Annotated in this window: 18 protein-coding genes; 9 read left to right on the top strand and 9 right to left on the bottom strand. The window is 72.0% G+C overall.

Features of this window, described 5'->3' with window-relative positions:
* Positions 1-65 precede the first annotated feature (65 nt).
* From AB0G17_RS17745 to mscL, 4 genes are all read left to right on the top strand, one after another.
* Positions 66-380: an FmdB family zinc ribbon protein gene (locus AB0G17_RS17745; protein WP_361382816.1), complete on the top strand. Its 315-nt coding sequence runs from the start codon at positions 66-68 to the stop codon at positions 378-380.
* A 122-nt stretch (positions 381-502) separates the two neighbouring features.
* Positions 503-1348 carry an S-methyl-5'-thioadenosine phosphorylase gene (locus AB0G17_RS17740; RefSeq protein ID WP_361382813.1) on the top strand — a complete coding sequence of 282 codons (846 nt, stop codon included), beginning with the start codon at positions 503-505 and terminating at the stop codon, positions 1346-1348.
* Positions 1349-1686: 338 nt separating this feature from the next.
* Positions 1687-2253, top strand: a complete 567-nt coding sequence (locus AB0G17_RS17735) for a hypothetical protein (RefSeq protein ID WP_361382810.1) — start codon at positions 1687-1689, stop codon at positions 2251-2253.
* A 162-nt stretch (positions 2254-2415) separates the two neighbouring features.
* Positions 2416-2898: a large conductance mechanosensitive channel protein MscL gene (mscL, locus tag AB0G17_RS17730; protein WP_361382807.1), complete on the top strand. Its 483-nt coding sequence runs from the start codon at positions 2416-2418 to the stop codon at positions 2896-2898.
* Between the two features lie 31 nt (positions 2899-2929).
* Here the strand turns inward: mscL and AB0G17_RS17725 are convergent, their stop codons facing one another.
* The 6 genes from AB0G17_RS17725 to AB0G17_RS17700 form a co-directional block, all read right to left on the bottom strand.
* Entirely contained in the window at positions 2930-3133 is a 204-nt protein-coding gene (locus AB0G17_RS17725; RefSeq protein ID WP_361382804.1) for a hypothetical protein, read from the bottom strand.
* Positions 3134-3409: 276 nt separating this feature from the next.
* Positions 3410-3805, bottom strand: coding sequence for a hypothetical protein (locus AB0G17_RS17720; protein WP_361382801.1), 396 nt, complete (start codon positions 3803-3805; stop codon positions 3410-3412).
* Positions 3802-4389 (bottom strand): Rieske (2Fe-2S) protein, encoded by a 588-nt coding sequence (locus tag AB0G17_RS17715; RefSeq protein ID WP_361382798.1) that lies wholly within the window; start codon positions 4387-4389, stop codon positions 3802-3804. The genes AB0G17_RS17720 and AB0G17_RS17715 overlap by 4 nt, the downstream gene beginning before the upstream one ends.
* Before the next feature lie 233 nt (positions 4390-4622).
* Positions 4623-5222, bottom strand: coding sequence for a 4Fe-4S dicluster domain-containing protein (locus AB0G17_RS17710; protein ID WP_361382795.1), 600 nt, complete (start codon positions 5220-5222; stop codon positions 4623-4625).
* A 7-nt stretch (positions 5223-5229) separates the two neighbouring features.
* On the bottom strand, positions 5230-7524 hold the full coding sequence (locus tag AB0G17_RS17705) for a molybdopterin oxidoreductase family protein (RefSeq protein WP_361382792.1): 2295 nt from the start codon (positions 7522-7524) through the stop codon (positions 5230-5232).
* A complete protein-coding gene (locus AB0G17_RS17700; RefSeq protein WP_361382789.1) occupies positions 7521-8582 on the bottom strand; it encodes an MFS transporter in 1062 nt (353 codons plus the stop codon). Before AB0G17_RS17700 ends, AB0G17_RS17705 begins: the two co-directional genes overlap by 4 nt.
* Positions 8583-9509: 927 nt before the next feature.
* Here AB0G17_RS17700 and AB0G17_RS17695 point away from each other — a divergent pair.
* From AB0G17_RS17695 to AB0G17_RS17680, 4 genes are all read left to right on the top strand, one after another.
* On the top strand, positions 9510-10682 hold the full coding sequence (locus AB0G17_RS17695; protein ID WP_361382786.1) for a low temperature requirement protein A: 1173 nt from the start codon (positions 9510-9512) through the stop codon (positions 10680-10682).
* Positions 10675-11796: a P1 family peptidase gene (locus tag AB0G17_RS17690; protein WP_361382783.1), complete on the top strand. Its 1122-nt coding sequence runs from the start codon at positions 10675-10677 to the stop codon at positions 11794-11796. The genes AB0G17_RS17695 and AB0G17_RS17690 overlap by 8 nt, the downstream gene beginning before the upstream one ends.
* A gap of 102 nt (positions 11797-11898) precedes the next feature.
* Positions 11899-13179: an Ig-like domain-containing protein gene (locus AB0G17_RS17685; protein WP_361382780.1), complete on the top strand. Its 1281-nt coding sequence runs from the start codon at positions 11899-11901 to the stop codon at positions 13177-13179.
* A gap of 178 nt (positions 13180-13357) precedes the next feature.
* On the top strand, positions 13358-14119 hold the full coding sequence (locus AB0G17_RS17680) for a DUF6227 family protein (protein ID WP_361382777.1): 762 nt from the start codon (positions 13358-13360) through the stop codon (positions 14117-14119).
* 214 nt (positions 14120-14333) lie between these two features.
* Here AB0G17_RS17680 and AB0G17_RS17675 read toward each other — a convergent pair whose 3' ends face one another.
* Positions 14334-15872 carry an MFS transporter gene (locus AB0G17_RS17675; protein WP_361382774.1) on the bottom strand — a complete coding sequence of 513 codons (1539 nt, stop codon included), beginning with the start codon at positions 15870-15872 and terminating at the stop codon, positions 14334-14336.
* Positions 15873-15935: 63 nt separating this feature from the next.
* Between AB0G17_RS17675 and AB0G17_RS17670 the strand changes: the two genes are divergently transcribed.
* Complete coding sequence (locus AB0G17_RS17670) at positions 15936-16916, top strand: WYL domain-containing protein (RefSeq protein WP_361382771.1); 981 nt, start codon at positions 15936-15938, stop codon at positions 16914-16916.
* A 160-nt stretch (positions 16917-17076) separates the two neighbouring features.
* On the opposite strand, the gene AB0G17_RS17665 is transcribed toward AB0G17_RS17670, so the two are convergent.
* A complete protein-coding gene (locus AB0G17_RS17665; RefSeq protein WP_361382768.1) occupies positions 17077-18072 on the bottom strand; it encodes a sigma-70 family RNA polymerase sigma factor in 996 nt (331 codons plus the stop codon).
* A 383-nt stretch (positions 18073-18455) separates the two neighbouring features.
* Positions 18456-19214 (bottom strand): class III extradiol ring-cleavage dioxygenase, encoded by a 759-nt coding sequence (locus AB0G17_RS17660; protein WP_361382890.1) that lies wholly within the window; start codon positions 19212-19214, stop codon positions 18456-18458.
* Between the last annotated feature and the right edge of the window lie 215 nt (positions 19215-19429).

Raw genomic sequence — 19429 nt, 5'->3', positions numbered from 1 at the left:
AGCGGAATACGTCACTATGGACCGTCGTTAGCACTCATCGAGTGAGAGTGCCAGGAGGAAGACAAGTGCCGACCTACCAGTACCAGTGCACCGAGTGCGGCGAAGGCCTCGAGGCGGTGCAGAAGTTCACCGATGACGCCCTGACCGTCTGCCCGAGCTGCGACGGACGCCTCAAGAAGGTCTTCTCGGCCGTCGGCATCGTCTTCAAGGGCTCCGGCTTCTACCGCAACGACAGCCGTGGCGCCTCGTCGAGCAGCACGCCCGCGTCCTCGGCCGCCAAGCCGTCGACGTCGTCGGGCTCCGACGCGAAGCCGGCCGCCTCGACGTCCTCGTCGTCCTCCGCGTCGTCGAGCTCCACCAGCTCGTCGTCGGCCGCCTGACCCGGCCGCACGCCCCGGACACACCGGACCCCGCCGTCCCCGACGGCGGGGTCTTGGCATGCCCGCACCCGTCCCGGCGGCACCCGTTCTGGCCGCCGACCGCCCCGGCTAGGGTGCTGCGCATGACCAACGCGCGCGTGACCAACGCAGAGATCGGCGTCATCGGCGGCTCGGGCTTCTACTCGTTCCTGGAGGACGTGACCGAGATCCAGGTCGACACCCCGTACGGCAGCCCCAGCGACTCCCTGTTCCTGGGCGAGATCGCCGGGCGCCGGGTCGCCTTCCTGCCCCGGCACGGCCGCGGCCACCACCTCCCGCCGCACCGCATCAACTACCGCGCCAACCTGTGGGCCCTGCGCTCGGTGGGCGTGCGCCAGGTGCTCGGCCCGTGTGCGGTGGGCGGGCTGCGGCCCGAGTACGGCCCGGGGACGCTGCTCGTGCCGGACCAGCTGGTGGACCGGACGAAGTCGCGCGTCCAGACGTACTACGACGGCTACCCGCTGCCCGACGGCTCGGTCCCGAACGTCGTGCACGTGGCGCTGGCCGACCCGTACTGCCCCGAGGGCCGCAAGGCCGCGCTCGCCGCGGCGCGGGGGCGGGACTGGGAGCCGGTGGACGGCGGCACGCTCGTCGTCATAGAAGGCCCGCGCTTCTCCACGCGCGCGGAGTCGCTGTGGCACGCGGCGATGGGCTGGTCGGTGGTGGGCATGACCGGGCACCCCGAGGCGGTGCTCGCCCGCGAACTGGGGCTCTGCTACACGACGATGACCCTGGTCACCGACCTGGACGCGGGCGCGGAGACCGGCGAGGGCGTCTCCCACGAGGAGGTGCTGCGGGTCTTCGCGGCCAATGTGGACCGTCTCCGCTCGGTCCTCTTCGACGCGGTGGCGGCCCTGCCGACGGGCGAGCGCGACTGCCTGTGCACGCGGGCGCTGGAGGGGCTGGATACGGGGATTCGGCTGCCGTAGGGGGCCGGGGACTGGGGGCCGGGGGCCGGGGGCCGGGGGGCCTGCGGTCGGGGGCGGCGGGCGCGGCGGGCGGATGCTGCGGTCGGGGGCGGCGGTCCGGGCCTGCGGTCGAATGCTTTGGCCGGCGGCGGCCGTCCGGTCCGGGCCTGCGATCGGGGCCTGCGATCGGGGCCTGGGGTCGGCGACTGCGATCCGGCCGGGGCTGATCTCCCCTCCCGGGTGACGAAGTTGTCCACAGTCGGGGAGTAATCCACAGGGCTCGGCGGGAAGTTGGCCGGGCGGGGATCGTGAGGAGCGTTCGAGCAGCACCCGCTCCTCACGATCGGTGGTGACCAGCCATGTCCCGTACGTCCATGCCGTCCTCCCCTGCCCCTGCCCCTGCCCCTGCCCCGCTCGGCGTCCCCGTGTTCCCGCCGCTGCGGGTGCGCGGCGGACAGCACCGGCTACGGCGGGCTGTGCGGCGCCGACGGCGTGCCCTCGCGGCCGGGCTCGCGGTCGCGGCAGCCGTGCTCACGGCCTCGGGTGCGCACGGTTCGGGTCGCCCGGACCCGGGCGCCGCCGGAGTGGCAGCTCCGGGCGCCCACGGTCCGGCGGCATCCCGGCCCGCCCGCAAGGCCGTCGCCGTCGAGGTGGTCTCCGCGCCGGTACGGATCGCGGACGCGGAGACCGTGCGGCTGCTGCGGCCCGGCGACCGGGTCGACGTGATCGCGGCGGCCGACTCGCCCTCGGATGGCGCGAGTCCGGCGCGCGTGGTGGCCTCGGGCGCGCGGGTGACCGACGTCCCCCGGCCGCGCGGGCCCTCCTCCGACGAGGGCGCCCTGGTCGTCCTGTCCGTCCCACGCGCCACGGCGACGACGCTCGCGGGCGCGGGTGCGACCTCCCGGCTGGTGGTGACGTGGTGCTGAACTACGACGTGGTGCTGAACTACGGGGACCGAGCGCCGAATCGTACTGACTTCCTGTCACGTCCCCTGTCCGCATACGCGGATTGGACAGCGAGACCCTGCGCTGACGTAGGTTGCGGAACGGTTCGCTCCACCCCCTGCACCTGCGAAGAGAGGCTCACTCGTGACCGACGAGAAGAAGGACGGCAGCGTCCTGGAGGGCTTCAAGGCCTTCCTGATGCGCGGCAATGTGATCGACCTGGCCGTCGCGGTGGTCATCGGCGCCGCCTTCACCGCCGTCGTGAATTCGGTCGTGAAGGGCGTCATCAACCCGCTGGTCGGCGCGTTCGGGACGAAGGACCTGAACAGCTACAGCTCGTGCCTGAAGGGCCCGTGTGCATTCGACTCCAAGACCGGCGAAGCGGTCTCCGGCATCCCGATCATGTGGGGCCTGGTCCTCAGCGCCGTGCTGACCTTCCTCATCACGGCAGCCGTCGTGTACTTCCTGATGGTTCTGCCGATGGCCAAGGTCCTGGCCAGGCGGGCCCAGCGGGACCGGGCGAAGGAAGGCGTCCAGGAGACCATGGAGGTCAGCGAGCTGGAGGTGCTGAAGGAGATCCGCGACGCCCTGATCTCCCAGCGCGGCTCGGGACACAGCGCGCCGTAGCGCACGGGCCCCGGCCGGGGCGGGACGGCCGTCAGATGTGGTGGGGCGGCTTCTCGTCGAGGAAGCGCGCGAGATCGGCGGCGCTGCCGGTGGCGGGGGCCCGCTCGCCCCACCCGCGGTCCGTATCGTCCGAGGACTGCTGGTCCAACGGATCGTCGAAGTCCAGCTTGGGCCTGGGCTTCGGGTCGGACGCAGGCTTCGCATCGCGCGGTCCGGGGGCGGGGGCGGTACTCATACCTCCAGGGTACGGCGAGGCGACGGCCGGCGCGGTGAGGGCCCGTGCGGCGACAGCCGGCGAGGCGACGGCCGGTGCGGCGACGGCCGGTGCAGCGACGGCCGGTGCAGCGACGGCCGGTGCGGCGACGGCTTCGGCACGCGCTCGCTCTCGCTCTCGCCGCCGCGCTCGCACCTACTCCTCCGCTGGCACTCCCTCCCCCGCTCGCCCTTGCTCCCCCACTCGCACTTGCTTCCGTGTTCCTCTCCCCTCCTCTCCCCGTCTTCTCCTTTCCCGTCAGCGGTCCTTCGGGTCGAGCAGCCAGAGGCCGAGGACCACGAGGAACGACAGGCCGAGGAAACCCGTGCCCCACCAGGCGGTTCCGGTGTGGCCCTTCATCCACTCGTTGACGATCACCGACAGCCCCCAGAGCTGGCCGACGACCACGGTGATCGCCAGGACGAGGCGGGCGGTCAGCTTCGAGGACCGCTCGGGCTCCTGCTCGCTGCCCGCGCCGGGCCCGGGGCCGGTGCGGCGGGTCCGGGGATCGCCGTACCCACTGGTGGGACGGATCTCGGGATACCGCTCCCGTACGGGACGGTTGAGACGGGGCTGGGCGCTGCCGGGGGTGTACGGGGGCGGCGCGGGCACCGTGGCGTCGCCGCTCCCGCCCGGGCCGGTGTCGGCGCTCATGTCCGCTCGCTCCTCCCGGTCTGGGAGAGCGTCCCCGGGCAGCCGATCCGGGCCGCCATGTCCGGGCGCTGCTCGGCGAACTGCCGGCACATGGCGGCCTTGACGCTCTCGCCGGAGCGGGTGGTGGCCACCGCCCAGACGCTGCCGTCGATCTCCTCCACCAGGAGCACCTTCGGCAGCGGGCGGGGCGGCGGTCCGGCGGTCACCTCGCCGGTGCGGGCGTCGAAGACGCCTTCGTGGCAGGGGCAGTACAGCTCACCGTCGTTGCCCCGGTCCTTGCGCCACAGCACCGCGCAGGCCAGATGCGTACAGACGGCGGAGTAGCCGACGAGGGTGCCGTCCTTGAGGCGGACACCGACTGCCCGGTCGTCCTCGCCGGGGAAGCGGAACGCGATGGACTCGCCGGGCCGGAGCCGGTCGGCGACGCGCTTGGGCTCGGGGGCGTCCGCGCTGTCGCCGTGCCGGTGGAGCACACCCCCGGCGACGGCGACCGCCCCGACGGCGAGTCCGCCGGAGACGGTGGTGACGATCCGTAGATAGTCGCGGCGGGTGGTGAGCGAGGCGGCGAAGACGCGGTCGCGCAACGCCTCCTGGGCGGGGTCGGGCCAGGGGGCGGCGGCGCCCTGACCGTTCCCGCCGGGAGCGCGGGAGGCGGCGGGTGCGCCCGGGGCACCGGCCCCGTCGGCTCCACCGGGTGTGCCGGGTGCGCCGGATCCACCGGGTGCGCGTGGTCCACCGGGAGCGCCGGTTCCTCCGGAGCTGCCGGAGCCACGGGATCCACCGGGGCCGCCGCCCCCCGGAGGCTGTTCCGTCGGGCTCATCGGACCTTCCTTCCGTTCACCTCGACGATCGGGAGGCCGCCGGGGACCGGCCACTGGACCTTGTCGGCGGGGACGACCATCGCCACTCCGGTGGACACGACGACATCGCCGAACGTGAAGGAGTCGGCGACCTGGACGCCTGGGCGCTCGGCGCGGAGCTCTTCGACGGTTCCGTAGAAGAGGGCTCCGGTGGGACAGACCGTGGCGCACATGGGGGCGAGGCCGTAGGCGGTGCGGTCGTAGCAGAGGTTGCACTTCATCTGCAGCTTCGCCTGGAGGTCGATCTTCGGTACGCCGAAGGGGCAGGCGTTGACGCAGTTGGCGCAGCCGATGCAGCGGGTGGTGTCGGCCTGCTGCACCACGCCGTCGGCGGTCACCAGGATCGCGTCGGCGGGACACACCTCGGCGCAGGGGGCGACCGGGTCCTCGCAGTGCATGCAGACCGTGGGAAGGGAGGCGACCGAGTGCCCCTCGTCGGGGTAGTCGAGATGGATCATGGATTTGCCCCGGTGCGAGTCGCACTCGCGGCAGGCCGAGACACAGGCCTGGCAGCCGATGCAGCGCCCGGGGTCGATGAAGATCGTTCTGCCCATCATCGCGGCGTCAGCTCCTCTCGGAGGTGCCGCGCCCCTGCGGGGACGTGGGCGGCAGCGGGTCGGTGCGGGAGGCCTGGGCCTCCGGACAGGCCCTGTGGCCAGGCGCGGTCGGCGGCGGGGGGACCTCGGCGACCCGGTCGCCGGGCTCGATGCGGCAGGCGCAGACCTTGTACTCGGGAATCTTGGAACGGGGGTCGAGAGCGTCGATGGTGAGCGCGTTGGCGGCCGTGGGAACCGGCCAGTGGTACGGGATGAAGACGGTGTCGGGGCGGATCGCCTCGGTGACCAGGGCGGGGAAGACCTCGCTGCCGCGCCGGGTGACGACGCGGACCGGCTCGCCGTTGCGGAAGCCGTGCGAGGGGTGGACCTCGACCCAGGGGCGCGGGGTCTGCTCGACGAGGGCGCCGAGCCTGCGCGTCTGGTTGCCGGAGAGGAAGTGCGCCACGGTCCGGCCGGTGGTGAGGGAGAGGGGGTGTTCGTCGTCGTACGGGTCCATCGGCGGGTGCCACTCGACGACCTGCATATGGATCTTGCCGTCGGGGTGCCAGGTCCGTCCGTCCTCGAAGAGGCGGGGGGTGCCGGGGTGGTCGGTGGAGGGGCAGGGCCAGACGATCCCGCCGGTCTCCTCCAGGCGCTCGTAGGTGATGCCGTAGTAGTCGTTGACCGTCCCGGCGGAAGCGGCGCGCAGCTCGTCGAACACCTCGCGGGAGCCCGGGAAGGCGAACTTGTCGCCCGCGCCCAGGCGTTGGGCCAGCTGACAGATCACCCAGGTGTCGGTGCGGACCCCGGCGGGTGGCTCCTGGGCCTTGTTGTGCTTGACGACCCGGGCCTCGGCGTTGGCCATCACGCCTTCGTCCTCGGCCCAGGTGGTGACGGGGAAGACCACGTGCGCGTTGGTCGCGGTCTCGGAGAGGAAGAAGTCGAATTGGGCGTGGAATTCGAGGGTGTCGTAGCCGTCCTTGACGGTCGTGTAGTTCGGGAGGGAGACGAAGGGGTTGTTGCAGATGCCAATCAGACCGCGGATCTCCTGGCGGCGCATCTGATGGACCATTTCCATCATCGAGGTTCCGGCGGGCGGGAGTTCGGACTCCTCGATGCCCCAGATCTCACAGATCTGCCGGCGGTGCTCGGTGTTCATGATGGAGCGGCCGCCCGGCAGCAGGTCGGCCTTCTGGCCGTGCTCCCGGCCGCCCTGGCCGTTGCCCTGGCCGGTGATGGTGCCGTAGCCGGCGCCGGGCCTGCCGAGGTTGCCGGTGGCGACGCAGAGGTTGATCACGGAGAGGCAGTTCTCGACGCCCTGCGAGTGGTGCTCGATGCCCCGGGCGTGCCAGGCCATGGCTTTGGGGGCGCGCGCGAAGGTGCGGGCCACCTCGACGATCTGGGCGGCCGGGACCCCGCAGATCTCGGCGGCCCGCTCCGGGGGATACTCCATCGCCTTGTCGCGGACCGCCTCCCAGCCCGTGGTGTGGGCGCCGATGTAGGCCTCGTCGTCGAGCTCTTCCTTGATGACCACGTGGAGGAGCGCGTTGAAGAACGCCGAGTCGGTGCCGGGCTTGAGGGCGACGTGGATGTCGGCGGTGCGGGCGATCGCCGTCTCTCGGGGGTCGACCACGATCAGCGAGGCGCCCCGGTCGCGCGCTCCCCACACGTACTGGGTCATGACGGGGAAGCACTCGCCGACGTTGGACCCGGCGATGAGCAGGCAGTCGGTGAGGAGGATGTCGGAGAAGGGGTTGGCGGCCCGGTCGATGCCGAAGGCGAGCTTGTTGGCGCCGGCCGCGGAGACCATGCAGAGCCGGCCGTTGTAGTCGACGTGCCGCGTCTTGAGCGCGACGCGGGCGAACTTGCCGACCAGATAGGTCTTCTCGGAGAAGAGGCTGGCCCCGCCGAGCAGTCCGAAGGCGTCGTTGCCGTGGGCGGCCTGGATGCGGCGGATCTCGGCGGCCGTGAAGTCCAGGGCCTCCTCCCAGGACGCCTCGCGGAAGGGCTCGTCGCGGGTCCGGCGCAGCAGCGGGGCGGTGAGCCGGTCGGGGTGGTTGACCTGCTGGTAGGCGTTGATGCCCTTGGGGCACAGGCGCATCCGGTTGATGTCGTGGTTGCGGGGCTCGACGCCGAAGACCTTGCCGCCGCGGTCGACGCGGAGATACATCCCGCACTGCACGCCGCAGAAGCAGCAGTGGGTGGGGACGAGGGTTTCGCCGTTCTGGTCGGCGTGCCACCGGTCGGCCGGGATGCCGCCCGCGTCGCGGAAGTTGCGGGTGCCGGGCGGGGCGAGGGAGGGGTCCAGCGGGAGCCGGTTCACTTGTAGCCCTTCTTGACGTGCGCGAGGTAGGCGGTGCCGCGCAGCACCCGCTTGCAGCGGGGGCAGTACTCGGCCCAGCCGTCGAAGCCGAGGTCCAGGTCGCGCATGGTCCCCCGCAGGTTCTCGACGTAGGGGGCGGTGTCGACGGGCTGGCCGCAGCGGCGGCAGTGGAAGATCTGCTCGTCCTGGCGGGCGGTGTACTTGAACAGCTGCATCCCGACGGCGGCGGGCCGCTGGATGATGTGGAAGAACTTCCCGAACGGGATGTAGATGAGGGTCAGCACCACCGACACCATGTGCAGCAGCGCCAGGAACTCGTAGCCCCCGCCGTGCAGGAAGATCGACGAGAAGGTGAGGAGGAGGCCGGTCACGGAGATGACGATCAGCAGGATCAGCGGGACCAGGTCGTAGGCGAACCGCTGGCCGGTGATCGCCCCGCGGTCCTTCATCCGGCGCCACAGGAAGTACGAGGCGCCGGGGATGACCAGGACGGCGGCGATGTCCAGGCCGTGGAACATCAGCCATCCGATGATGTTCAGCGAGTCGAAGCCGAGGAGCTTCACTCCCCAGAGCCGCATCTCGTAGTCGGGTCCGGAACCGGTCGACGAGGTGAAGGTGAACCAGCCCCAGGTGAGGGGGAAGGTGATCGCGGCGGCCAGCAGACAGCCCCAGAAGATCAGCTGATGGGCGGCCCAGCGGGCGTGCGAGCGGGCGCCCAGGAACTTCTGGAAGCCGAGGTAGGTGGCGGCCATCCTGGGCAGCGCGGTCGGCGCCCGGCGGAAGTTGGCGGCGGAGAACAGGCTGCGCCAGCCCTGTCCGAAGAGGCGGCGGGCGCCCGGGGAGGAGATCCAGACGGTGTAGCGGTAGGCGACGCCGAAGGCGAGGAAGACGGTGGCGCAGGCGTACGGCAGGAGGGCGGAGTCGAAGTCCTCGAGGCGGCGGCTGCCGAAGACGACGGCGAGGATCAGCAGAAGGGAGACGGCGGTACCGGCGGCGGTCGCGCGCAGCGCGACGGTGGGCTTCGCTGCGGGAGGCTTCGCTGCGGGAGGCTCGGTCACCCGGCCACCGTAGGGGTATCTGACCGGTTATCACCTGTTTTGGTGGGCTGCAGGGTGACCCTTCCGTCAGATGGCGCCCAACCGGCGGCCGGGCACCCGTCAGACGGCGCGCAGGCTGTGGGCGGCGAAGACCGCACGGTCGGCGGCGACCGCACGCGCGGCGACCTCGCGCAACCGACCGACCGCCAGAAGACCTCGCTCTCCGGCTACCAGTCGGTGATCGAACGGCCGGACCGGTACTGGTCCGGGCGGCGGGCGTACGACAGCGGCGTGGGGGGCGCTCGTGGCCGTGTCGGCGATCGTGCGGCACCGGGGCGGCACTGGCCCGGGCGGCGGTTGTACGACGGCGGCATGGGGGCGCCCGGCAGCCGTCGGCCGTTCTTGCAGGGCGGAACTCAGGGCCGGCGCGGGGGGCGCTCGTGGCCGTGTCGGCGATCGTGCGGCACCGGGACGGTACTGGCCTGGGCGGCGGCCGTACGACGGCGGCATGGGGGCGCCCGGCGGCCGTCGGCCGTTCTTGCAGGGCGGAACTCAGGGCGTGGCCCAGGGAGTTGAGGCGAGCCCTGGCATCTCCAGGCTCCGCCCTGGGCTCACGCCGGGCCCGCCCTGGGCCCGCCCGGACCCGCGCCGGGCCCGCCCCGGACCCGCCCTGGGCCCGTGCCGGGCACGCGCCGGCGCCGTGCCGGGGCCACCCCGGGCCCACCCCGGGCCCGCCCCGGGTCCACTCCGGACCCGCCCCGGACCGCCCCGCGCCCGCCCCCGGTCCGCCCCGGGCAGCAGGGCAGCAGGGCAGCAGGGCAGCAGGGCAGCAGGGCAGTGTCATCGGGCGGTGCGCCCCTGGTCCCGGCGTCGGGGAGGCGTAAGGCAACCCGCCCGGCGGCACCGGTTGGCGCGTCGGGACCAGGAGCGTCTGATCTCCTATGCCCCATGCCCCGCATGACCGCACGCAGCCGCCACGAGGAACACCGCGCGGCGACGCCGCTGGAACTCTTCTTCGACCTCTGTTTCGTCGTCGCCGTCGCCCAGGCAGGCGCCCGGCTCGTCCACTCGCTCGCCGAGGGGCACCTCGGCGCCGGGCTCGCCGGGTACGCGGCCGTCTTCTTCGCCATCTGGTGGGCCTGGATGAACTTCACCTGGTTCGCCTCGGCGTACGACAGCGACGACGTGCTCTACCGGATCGTCACGCTCGTCCAGATCACCGGCGTCCTCATCCTCGCCGCCGGTGTGCCGCGCGCCTTCGACCACAACGACTTCACCGTCGGCGTCATCGGCTACATCGTGATGCGGCTCGCCCTGACCAGCCAGTGGCTGCGCGCGGCGCGCAACGCGGCGGACGCGGCCGAGCGGCGGATGGCGCTGCTGTACGCGGCCGGGCTCGTCGTGTGTCAGCTCGGCTGGATCGGAATGCTCTTCGTGCCCGCCGGGACCGCCCGTTCCTGGGTGTTCGTGGTGCTCGCCGCGGCCGAGCTCTCCGTGCCCGTGATCGCCGAGCGCGCCACCCAGAGCGCCTGGCACCCGCACCACATCGCCGAGCGGTACGGCCTGTTCACCCTGATCGTGCTCGGCGAGACCGTCGCCGCCGCCACCGTCGCCGTACAGGAGGCGCTGGACGAGCACGAGGCGCTCGGCGAGCTGCTGCCGCTCGCGGGCGGCGGACTGCTGATCGTCTTCGCCGCCTGGTGGATCTACTTCGCCGTGCCGATCGCCGGGCACCTCACCTCCAACAGCCAGGCGTTCGCGTGGGGGTACGGGCATTTCGTCATCCTCGGCTCGGCCGCCGCCATCGGGGCCGGGATGGAAGTGGCCGTCGAGCAGGCCGTCGGCAAGGCGCACATCTCCACGGTGGCGGCCGCGGCCGCCGTCACCGTGCCGTCCGCCCTGTTTATGATCACCGTCTGGGCGCTGCACTCGCGCCACTTCAAACGGACCCTCGCCCAGCAACTGATCCTGCCCGTCTCGGCGGTGGCCACCCTGGCCTGCACCTTCGCCGGGCACGGCGCCGTCCCCGCCGCCGGTCTGGTGGCCGCCGCCATGGTGGCCCTCGGCGTGACCCTGAGCGGCCGTACCGCTGAGGGTCCTAGTGTCGAGCGTCATGAGTGACTCCCAGACAGCCGGCCCCCATCAGGCCGGCTCTCAACAAGCCGCCTCCCAGCAGGCCGGCTCTCCGAAGACCGCCTCCCAGCAGGCCGGCTCTCCGAAGGCCCGGCACGGCACGGCCGACTCGATCACCGATGTGCCCGGGTTCCTCGTCGGGCACGCCCGTGTCCCCGGCGCGCGCGCCCTGACCGGGACGACCGTCGTCCTCGCCCCGGCCCCCGGCGCCGTCGCCGCCGTCGACGTACGCGGCGGCGGGCCCGGCACCCGGGAGACCGACGCCCTCGACCCGCGCAACGTCGTCGAGCGGATCGACGCCGTGGTGCTGACGGGCGGCAGCGCGTACGGACTCGACGCCGCCGGCGGGGTCATGGCCTGGCTGGAGGAGCGGGGGCGCGGGGTCCGGGTCGGGCCCGAGCCGGACCAGGTCGTCCCGGTCGTCCCGGCCGCCTGCGTCTTCGACCTCGGGCGCGGCGGCGACTGGCGCGCCCGCCCGGACGCGGCCACCGGCCGGGCCGCCGCCGAGGCCGCGGGCACCGAGGTCGTCCAGGGCAACGCCGGCGCCGGGACGGGAGCGGTCGCGGGCGGGCTCAAGGGCGGGATCGGCACCGCGAGCGTGACCCTGCCCTCCGGCGCCACCGTCGGCGCGCTGGTCGTCGCCAACTCCCTGGGGTCGGTGCTCGACCCCGACACCGGCGCGCTGTACGGGCTGCGGGGGCGCGTCACGTACCCCGAGCCGGGTCTCCACGAGGCGGCCTCGAAGCGGCTCGACGAGGCTCGTGCCACCTCCGGGCTTCCGCCGCTGAACACCACGCTCGCGGTCGTCGCCACCGACGCGCCGCTCACCCGGCCGCAGGCGCAGAAGCTCGCGGGCACCTCGCACGACGGCCTGGCCCGCGCGATCCGGCCGGTGCATCTGATGCACGACGGCGACACCGTCTTCGCCCTCGCCACCGGTGACACCTCCGGCGAGCCCCTGTCGCCGATGGAGCTCAACTTCGTGCTGGCGGCGGGCGCGGACGTCGTGGCCCGGGCGATCACCAAGGCCGTACTGGCCGCCGAGGGGGTGGACGGGCCCGGGGGAACATTCCCGTCTTACCGTGATTTGTACGGGAGTTGAGCCCCCGGCGCCACCACTGTGTGGCCTGAGTCACAGGGCGGGCCCGCAACCGTTCGCCTCATTTGGGTGCTCTGGGCACTTACTGGAGTAACGCCCGCACAGATGGAGCAGCCCGTGACCTCGCCCGACCCCGCCGCGCAGCCGCAGTCCCGCACCCCGCAGCAACTGCGCATCCGGCGGCGGGCGTTCGCCGCCGCCTCGGCGCTGCTGCTCGGCGCCCTGACCCTGACCGCCTGCGGCGGCAGCGCGTCCGGCTCCGACAAGGGCGGGGACAAGGGCAAGGGCGGCGACGCGGCCGCCGCCCAGGACGCCTCCACCCTGAAGATCACCATCTCGGCGAAGGACGGCTCGGCCAACGCCAGCATCAACGGCACCGCCGTCACCGCCCAGGGCGGCAAGCTGACCCAGGTGACCCTGACCGAGGCCCAGACCGGCAAGGCCGTGGCCGGGGCGCTCGCCGCCGACGGTCTGTCCTGGAAGCCCGCCGCAAAGCTGGAGCGCGGCACCCAGTACAAGATCATGGCGACCGGCAAGGACGACAAGGGGCGGCCCGCGACCGAGAACGCGGCCTTCACCACGGTCACGTCGAAGAACAGCTTCATCGGCACCTACACGCCGGACAACGGCGCGACCGTCGGTGTCGGCATGCCGGTCTCGTTCACCTTCGACAAGTCGATCACCGACAAGAAGGCCGTCCAGTCGCACATCACGGTCAGCTCCAGCAGCGGCCAGCAGGTCGTCGGCCACTGGTTCGGCACCCAGCGCCTCGACTTCCGGCCGCAGGACTACTGGAAGGCCGGGTCCAAGGTGACGCTGAAGATCGCCCTGGACGGGGTGCAGGGCGCGAGCGGCGTCTACGGCGTGCAGTCCAAGACCGTCACCTTCACCATCGGCCGCAACCAGGTCTCCACGGTCGACGCCAAGACCCAGACGATGACCGTGCAGCAGGACGGCAAGACGGTGAAGACGATCCCGGTCTCGACGGGCAGCGCCGAACACAGCACCTACAACGGGCAGATGGTGATCTCCGAGAAGTTCACCGAGACGCGGATGAACGGCGCGACGGTCAACTTCGGCGGCGAGTACGACATCAAGGACGTGCCGCACGCGATGCGCCTGTCCAACTCGGGGACCTTCCTCCACGGCAACTACTGGTACAAGGGCAACCCGTTCGGCAACGCGGGAACCAGCCACGGCTGTGTGGGACTCCGGGACGTCCAGGGCGCCCAGGGAGACACCCCCGCCAAGTGGTTCTTCGATCACTCGCTGATCGGTGACGTGGTGACGGTCAAGGGCTCGCCGGACAAGACGATCGCCCCCGACAACGGCCTGAACGGCTGGAACATGCCGTGGACCGAGTGGCAGGCGGGCAGCGCCGTCTGACGTCCCGTCGGAGCGCGGCCCGGCGCACCGCCCCGGGCCGCCTCCCTCCTCGTCGCGGGCCGTTTCCCCGCCGTTCCAATCCGATGAGAATGTTTCGGCCATGCCCGCTGCGCGAAGCGCGCGCAAGGGCTACGTTGAGCACCCTCTACGTGACGAACAGCTACGGCGGGGAGACGCCTTGGTGCCCAACGAGTGCGAGTACGAGACGGCCGAGGAGCACCTCGCCGGCCTGCTCGGCCGCGCGCTGAACTCGTTCGACCTGCCGGACGAGCTGGTGGAGAGCCTCGACGCGGCCCTCGCGCACACCACTTCGCTGCACTCGTCGCTGCACGCCTCGGGCGGCCCCGGCCGCCCCCGGCTCAGCCGCGAGACCTACCGCCACACCTATCTCCTCCTCGACGGCGCCACGGTCACCCTGTGGGAGGTCGTGCACGGCCGGGGCAACGAGGTGTACGCGGACGAGGAGAGCGCCCTGGTGGCCGCGGCCCGGCTGCGCGAGCAGGTCCTGCCGGACCTCGCGCCCGGGTTCGCGGAGGAGGACCTGGACCCGGGCCTCACCGACCTCGAAGTCCTCAGCGGCCTGGCGCCGGTGGACCGCGCCGGGACGAGCAGGACGTACGAGGCGGACGGCTCGGCCGACCACGCGCGGCGGCTGCTGCGCCGCGCCGAGAACCCGGACCGGCCCGGCGAGAGCATGGCCCGCTTACTGCGCGGCGCCCTCGCCCACCGCATCACCCGGGCCCTGGGCGGCCACGGCGGGGCGGGCGCGCGCGGCGGGGTCATCCTGTACGAGCACGCGTTCCTGCTCCTGGACGGCGCCGAGCTGAGCCTGTGGGAGGTCGAGCACACGGCGACGCCGGACGGCAGCCACATGTGCGAGGTGTACGCGACGGAGGAGTCGGCGCGGGCCGCGATGGAGCGCCGGGCGCGGGTTTCCTGAGACGCGAGAAAGACGCCGGGCGCGGTGGAGGGATCCTCCACCGCGCCCGGCGTCATTGCGTCACGAGCACCACGTCACGAGCACCGCCTCACGAGCAGCGCGTCACGAGCACCGCCTCACGAGCACCACGTCACGAGCACCGCCTCACGAGCACCACGTCACGAGCACCACCTCACGAGCACCACGTCACGAGCACCACCTCACGAGCACCACGTCACGGGGTGAGCGCGGGCTCCTTGGCGACCTCGCCGGACGGGTCCTCGTCCGCCGCGCCCTCCAGGTGCTGCTTCGGCCTGGCCGGGAGCAGGAACATCCCGACGAAGATCAGCGCGCAGACCCCCGCCACGACCCACAGGGAGCGCTGGAAGGCGTCCGAGAAGGCCGGGCCGATCTCGGTGAGCTGGAGGTCGTCGCCGATCGCGCCGAAGAAGACGACCGAGACCAGGCCGAGGCCCAGCGCGTTGCCCATCTGCTGCACGGTGTTGATCAGGCCGGACGCCGAACCCGCGTGCTCCTGCGGGACCTCGGAGAGGACCGCGTCGGTGAGCGGGGCCACGATCAGGCCCATGCCGATGCCGAGCACCACGAGCGGGAGCGCCATCTGCCAGGGGGCGATGTCCATGCCGTAGTGGCGCGCCTCCCAGATGTAGATCAGCAGGCCGAGGGCGGTGATCAGCGCGCCCGCCTGGAGCACCTTGCGGCCGAACTTCGGCACCAGCGACTGCACCGACATGCCCGCCGCGGCCGACATGGCGATGGAGAACGGGACCCCGGTCAGACCGGCGCGCAGCGCGCTCCAGCCCAGGCCTATCTGCATGTACAGCGTCCAGACCAGGAAGAAGATGCCCATCGCGAGGCCGAACGTCATCTGGACCGCGATGCCGGCCGCGAAGCTCTTCACACGGAACAGCGACAACTCCACCAGCGGCGAGCCGTCCTTGGCCGCCTTGTACTTCTCGTACGCCACCAGCGCGCCGAAGACGACGAGGCTGCCGGCCATCGACAGGTGGCCCCACAGCGGCCAGCCCAGCTCGCGGCCGCGGGTCAGCGGGTAGAGCAGCATCAGCAGGCCGAGCGTGACGAGCGCGACGCCCACCAGGTCGAGCTTGAGCGCCTTGGGCGCCTTGGACTCGGAGATGAACTTGGCGCCCAGGACCAGGCCCGCGATCCCGACCGGCAGGTTGATCAGAAAGATCGGGCGCCACTCCAGGCCGAACAGGTTCCACTCGGTCAGCAGCGCGCCCAGGATCGGGCCGGAGACCGCGCCCAGGCCGATGACCGCGCCGAACATGCCGAACACCTTGCCGCGCTCCTCCGCCGGGAAGGTCGCGTGGATGATCGAGAGCACCTGCGGCACCATCAGGGAAGCCATGCCGCCCTGGAGGATGCGGGAGGCGACCAGCATCTCCGGGTTGGCCGCGAAGCCGCAGAGCGCCGAGGCGATGGTGAAGCCGGTCATGCCTATGAGGAACAGCTTCTTGCGGCCGTGGATGTCGCCGAGGCGGCCGCCGGTGATCAGACCAGCGGCGAAGGCCAGGGCGTACCCCGCGGTGATCCACTGGATCGAGGCGAAGGTCGCTCCGGTGTCCTTCTGGATCGAGGGAATCGCTACGTTGACGATCGTGACGTCGACCAGGTCCATGAAGGCCGCGGTCATGACGATGGCCAGGGCGAACCACCGTCGGCGGTCGTTCGCGGCGGCCGCTGTGCCGGGGGCCGCGGCTTCTGGGGGATTGGTCGTGGTGGAGGTCATGGAAGAGAAGTTAGACCCCATGTAGGTCAGATGGCGTCCTAATTTTCCCGCATCCTGGATCTCATGACGGACACCCCGGCTCGGCTCCTCCAGCTCCTGTCCCTGCTCCAGACGCCCCGCGAGTGGCCCGGCGGCGAGCTCGCCGACCGGCTCGGCGTCTCGCGGCGCACGGTCCGCCGGGACGTCGACCGGCTGCGGGAGCTCGGCTACCCGGTCCAGGCGACGCTGGGCGCGGACGGCGGGTACCGGCTGGTGGCCGGGAAGGCGATGCCGCCGCTGGTCCTCGACGACGAGGAGGCGGTGGCCATCGCGGTCGGGCTGCGGGCGGGCGCGGGGCACGCGGTCGACGGGGTGGAGGAGGCGTCGGTACGGGCGCTGGCCAAGCTGGAGCAAGTGCTGCCGTCCCGGCTGCGGCACCGGGTCTCCAGCCTCCAGGCCGCGACGATGCCGCTGGTGGGGCCGTGGCGCGGCGACGGCGCGAGCGTCGACCCGCACACGCTGACCGTGATGGCGTCGGCCGTCACCGGCAAGGAGCGGCTGCGGTTCGACTACCGCAAGGGCGACGGCAGCGAGTCGCGCCGCCAGGTCGAGCCGTACCGGCTGGTGTCGACGGGGCGGCGGTGGTACCTCGTCGCGTACGACATCGAGCGCGAGGACTGGCGTACGTTCCGGGTCGACCGGGTGGCCTCCCCGTTCGCCACCGGATCGCGGTTCGCACCGCGGGAGCTGCCCGCGCAGAACGCGGCGGAGTTCGTGAGCCGGTCGCTGTCCCGGATGCAGCCGGAGCTGGATCTGGACGTGACGTTCGAGGCGCCCGCGGACTTCGTGGCGGCGCGGCTGTCGGGGTCTTTGGGGACGCCGGTTGCGCTGGGGGAGGCGCGGTGCCGGCTGCGGGCGCGGGCCACGGAGTCGCTGGAGTGGGTGGCGATCCGGTTGGCGCTGGTGGATTGCGAGTTCACGGTGGCGGGGCCGGGGGCGCTGACGTCGTATCTGGCGGACCTCGGGTCCCGGCTGACCCGGGCGACGGGCTCCTCACGGACGTGAGTGAGCCCCCGGCACCAGGGGGGGAGGGTGCCGGGGGCTCGTCCATGGGGGCGCGCTTCCGTCTGCGGGTCGGTGGTCCGAGACGTTCGGCGCCGGGGGCCGGGGGCCGGGGCAGAGCCCCGGGGGCCGGGGGCCTGCGGCCCCTGCACCCCGCTTCGGCTCACGCCGCCGCGTCGAAGCCCGTGTCCCTCGCCATCTTCTTCAGTTCCAGCAGCGCGTGCTTCTCTATCTGGCGGATGCGCTCACGGGTCAGGCCGTGCTCCTTGCCGACCTCCGTCAGCGTGCGCTCGCGGCCGTCGTCGATTCCGTACCGCATCTTGATGATCGAGGCGGTGCGCTGGTCGAGCTTGCCGATCAGGTCGTCGAGCTCCTCGCTGCGCAGCAGCGTGAGCACGGACTGCTCGGGGGAGATCGCCGACGTGTCCTCCAGGAGGTCGCCGAACTGGGTCTCGCCCTGGTCGTCGACCGCCATGTTGAGCGAGACCGGGTCGCGCGCCCAGTCCAGGACGTCGATGACCCGCTCCGGCGTGGAGCCCAGCTCCGCCGCCACCTCGGTCGCCTCCGGCTCCCGCCCGTTCTCCCGGTTGAACTCGCGCTGGACGCGGCGGATGCGGCCCAGCTCCTCCACCAGGTGGACGGGGAGGCGGATGGTGCGGGACTGGTCGGCTATCGAGCGCGTGATGGCCTGGCGGATCCACCACGTCGCGTACGTCGAGAACTTGAAGCCCTTGGCGTAGTCGAACTTCTCCACCGCGCGGACCAGGCCCGCGTTGCCCTCCTGGATGAGGTCGAGCAGGGGCAGGCCCGCCCTCGGGTAGCGCCGGGCGACGGCGACGACGAGGCGGAGGTTGGAGCGGATGAAGAGGTCCTTGGCCCGGTCACCGGCGGCGACCAGGGCTTCGAGCTCCTCGTGAGAGGCGCCGCCCGCCTTGCTCTCCACCTCGCCGGCGAGGATCTGGCGTGCGTACACACCCGCCTCGATGGTCTGGGAGAGCTCGACCTCCTTGGCGGCGTCGAGCAGCGGCGTCCGCGCGATCTCGTCGAGGTACATCCCGACCAGGTCGCGGTCGGCGATCTCCCCGCTGACGGCGCGAACACTGCTCCCCGACCCGGATCCGCTGCTGGCGGTCCGACGGGCGACGGCGCGGGTTGCCATGCGTGCTCCCTTGCTGTGTAGGTCGCGACACCCTCCCGGGTGCCCTGCATCCGATGGAAACAACGGCTGGAATCCGGACAGAATTCCCGACCCGCCCATCGATTTTCCTGATCATGCAGTACCCTGTGCCGCCACCAGGGGCGGACGGATGCCGCGGGAACGTACAGAGGCGCAGGTCAGAGCCGGTGCCGGGACTCCGCGTCCACAGCCGCGAGCACCGCTCATATGAGACCGGCGTCACACCCGAAACAGTTGCCTTACCCCGGAAGAGCCCCATCCCCGTTTCGCTCTCCCACCCAGAAGACGACCCGCACCGCCTTCTGGTTGCTCAGGATGTCCAGACTGCCCGGCTTCCCGGCCACCCGTATCAGCAGGTCCCCGTATCAGCCGAACTGCACCGACCTCTTCGCCAGCCCCATCCAGAAGCCCTCGATGACGCTCCGGGCTCCGCCCAGCTCCCCCTCCGAGGCGCCCAGCGTCACGAACAGCGGGGCGAAGTGCTCGGTGCGGGGGTGCGCGAGGCGGCCCGCCGGGGATTTGTGCTCGAAGTCGAGCAGGGCGTCCACATCGGCAGCGGCCAGGGCGCGCGCTCCCCAGTCGTCGAACTCGGCCGACCACCCGGGCACCCCGCCCGCGTGGCGCAGCGCCGCCAGGTTGTGGGTGAAGAAGCCGCTGCCGACGATCAGCACGCCCTCGTCGCGCAGGTGCGCCAGCTTGCGGCCGATGGCCATGAGCTCCTGGGGGTCGAGCGTCGGCATGGAGATCTGGAGTACGGGGATGTCGGCGGCTGGGTACATCTCCACCAGGGGGACGTAGGCGCCGTGGTCCAGGCCGCGGTCCGGGATGTCCTGCACCGGCGTTCCTGCGCCGCGCAGCAACTTCCGTACACTGTCGGCGAGTTCGGGGGCACCCGGAGCCGCGTACCGCACCCGGTAGTAGTGCTCGGGGAAGCCCCAGAAGTCGTACACCAGCGGGACCGTCTCGACCGCGCCGAGGGCGAGCGGGGCCTCCTCCCAGTGGGCGGAGACCATCAGGATCGCCTTCGGGCGGGGCAGCCCGGCCGACCAGGCGGCCAGCTCGCCCGGCCAGACGGGGTCGTCGGCGAGCGGCGGGGCGCCGTGCGAGAGGTAGAGGGCGGGCATCCGCCCCGCACCGGAACCGGAGGTACCGACAGCACCGGCCGCGTCGGCGGCCACACCGGCGGCGCCTGCGGTGACTGCGGCGGCTGCGGAAGTGGCGGCCATGGCGGACTCCCTGTCTACTGGACCCTGATGTCTACTTGAACTTTAAAGCTTTCCGCTATGTCGAGATTAGCGGTACCTTGTTCAACTTTCAAGGAGTGGCCTTACAGTGGAGA

It is taken from the genome of Streptomyces sp. NPDC023838, assembly GCF_040639555.1.
Taxonomy (GTDB): domain Bacteria; phylum Actinomycetota; class Actinomycetes; order Streptomycetales; family Streptomycetaceae; genus Streptomyces.
This window is presented reverse-complemented; position numbering and strand designations above follow the sequence as displayed.

Excerpts from the sequence above, each read along its gene's own strand:
- AB0G17_RS17690 (WP_361382783.1), top strand. The coding sequence starts at position 10,675 with ATGAGTGACTCCCAGACAGCCGGCCCCCATCAGGCCGGCTCTCAACAA.
- AB0G17_RS17740 (WP_361382813.1), top strand. The coding sequence starts at position 503 with ATGACCAACGCGCGCGTGACCAACGCAGAGATCGGCGTCATCGGCGGC.
- AB0G17_RS17735 (WP_361382810.1), top strand. The coding sequence starts at position 1,687 with ATGTCCCGTACGTCCATGCCGTCCTCCCCTGCCCCTGCCCCTGCCCCT.
- AB0G17_RS17720 (WP_361382801.1), bottom strand. The coding sequence starts at position 3,805 with ATGAGCGCCGACACCGGCCCGGGCGGGAGCGGCGACGCCACGGTGCCC.
- AB0G17_RS17685 (WP_361382780.1), top strand. The coding sequence starts at position 11,899 with ATGGAGCAGCCCGTGACCTCGCCCGACCCCGCCGCGCAGCCGCAGTCC.
- AB0G17_RS17695 (WP_361382786.1), top strand. The coding sequence starts at position 9,510 with ATGCCCCGCATGACCGCACGCAGCCGCCACGAGGAACACCGCGCGGCG.
- AB0G17_RS17660 (WP_361382890.1), bottom strand. The coding sequence starts at position 19,214 with ATGCCCGCCCTCTACCTCTCGCACGGCGCCCCGCCGCTCGCCGACGAC.
- AB0G17_RS17675 (WP_361382774.1), bottom strand. The coding sequence starts at position 15,872 with ATGACCTCCACCACGACCAATCCCCCAGAAGCCGCGGCCCCCGGCACA.
- AB0G17_RS17670 (WP_361382771.1), top strand. The coding sequence starts at position 15,936 with ATGACGGACACCCCGGCTCGGCTCCTCCAGCTCCTGTCCCTGCTCCAG.
- AB0G17_RS17710 (WP_361382795.1), bottom strand. The coding sequence starts at position 5,222 with ATGATGGGCAGAACGATCTTCATCGACCCCGGGCGCTGCATCGGCTGC.
- AB0G17_RS17665 (WP_361382768.1), bottom strand. The coding sequence starts at position 18,072 with ATGGCAACCCGCGCCGTCGCCCGTCGGACCGCCAGCAGCGGATCCGGG.
- AB0G17_RS17725 (WP_361382804.1), bottom strand. The coding sequence starts at position 3,133 with ATGAGTACCGCCCCCGCCCCCGGACCGCGCGATGCGAAGCCTGCGTCC.